The 1,533-nt window shown below is 70.2% G+C and carries 2 protein-coding genes; both read right to left on the reverse strand.

Features of this window, described 5'->3' with window-relative positions; translation table 11 throughout:
* The coding region (locus ABZX61_RS65815) for an aldehyde dehydrogenase family protein (RefSeq protein ID WP_355213257.1) at nucleotides 1-638 on the reverse strand (638 nt) is incomplete at its 3' end.
* A 2-nt stretch (nucleotides 639-640) separates the two neighbouring features.
* Nucleotides 641-1,533, reverse strand: an 893-nt coding sequence (gene deoC / locus ABZX61_RS65820) for a deoxyribose-phosphate aldolase (protein ID WP_355213259.1), incomplete at its 5' end; no start/stop codon positions are given.

Here is a 1,533-nt window from a genome sequence, read left to right on the forward strand (position 1 = left end):
CCCGCGCCGGTCACGATGTTCACCACCCCCGGCGGCAGATCGGCCTGCCGGCAGATGTCGGCGAACCACAACGCCGACAGCGGCGTCGTCTCGGCCGGCTTGAGCACCACCGTGTTCCCGCACGCCAACGCCGGCGCGATCTTCCAGGCCAGCATCAGCAGCGGGAAGTTCCACGGGATCACCTGCCCCGCCACCCCCAGCGGCTTGCTCCCGAACCCGGCATACTGCAGCTTGTCGGCCCAGCCGGCGTAGTAGAAGAAATGCGCCGCCACCAGCGGCACATCCACATCCCGCGACTCGCGGATCGGCTTGCCGTTGTCCAGCGACTCCAGCACCGCCAGCTCACGCGCCCGCTCCTGGATGATCCGCGCGATCCGGAACAGATACTTGGCCCGCTCCACGCCCGGCAACGCCGACCAGCCGCCGAACGCCTTGCGGGCGGCCTGCACCGCCCGGTCCACATCATCGGAGGAGGCTGTGGCCACCTCGGCCAGCGTCTCCTCGGTCGCGGGGTTGATCGTCTTGAACGGGGTGCCCGCCCCGTCCACGAACTCGCCGTTGATGAACAGCCCGTACGACGCCTTGAGGTCGACCAGGTCACGCGACTCGGGCGCGGGGGCGTACTCGAAGATCGCCATCATCAGTCCAGGGTGAAGTAGTCGGGACCGGCATACCGGCCGGTGGCCAGCTTCTGCCGCTGCATCAGCAGATCGTTCAGCAGCGAGGAGGCGCCCAGCCGGAACCACTGCGGCGACAGCCAGTCATCACCGGCCGTCTCGTGCACCAGCACCAGGTTCTTGACAGCGTCCTTGGTGGTGCGGATGCCGCCCGCGGGCTTGACGCCCACCTGCCGGCCCGTCACCTCGCGGAAGTCCCGCACCGCCTGGAGCATGATCAGCGTCACCGGCAACGTCGCGGCCGGGACCACCTTGCCGGTGGAGGTCTTGATGAAGTCGGCGCCGGCCAGCATCGCCAGCCAGGACGCGCGCCGCACGTTGTCGTAGGTGGCCAGCTCGCCGGTCTCCAGGATCACCTTCAGGTGCGCGTCGCCGCAGGCCGCCTTGACCGCGACGATGTCCTCCCACACCTTCAGGTAGCGGCCGGACAGGAACGCGCCCCGGTCGATCACCATGTCGATCTCATCGGCGCCCGCGGCCACCGCCAGCGCGGTGTCGCTCACCTTGACCTCCAGCGAGGAACGGCCGCTGGGGAAGGCGGTGGCCACCGAGGCCACCTTGACCCCGGTCCCGGCCAGCGCCCCGACCGCGACCTCGACCAGGTCGGGGTAGACGCACACGGCCGCCACCGGGCCGGCGCCGCCGCCGGGGTGGACGGCCTTGGTGCACATCGCCCGCACCTTGCCGGCCGTGTCGGCTCCTTCGAGGGTGGTCAGGTCGACCATGGAGATGGCCAGGTCGATGGCCTGTGCCTTGGCGGTGGTCTTGATCGAACGGGTGCCGAGCATCGCCGCCCGCTGGTCCGCGCCGACCCGGTCAACCCCGGGCAGGCCGTGCAGGAAAGCTCGCAACGCCG

This window comes from Nonomuraea sp. NPDC003709, from assembly GCF_040610775.1.
GTDB classification, from domain to species: Bacteria; Actinomycetota; Actinomycetes; order Streptosporangiales; family Streptosporangiaceae; genus Nonomuraea; species Nonomuraea angiospora_A.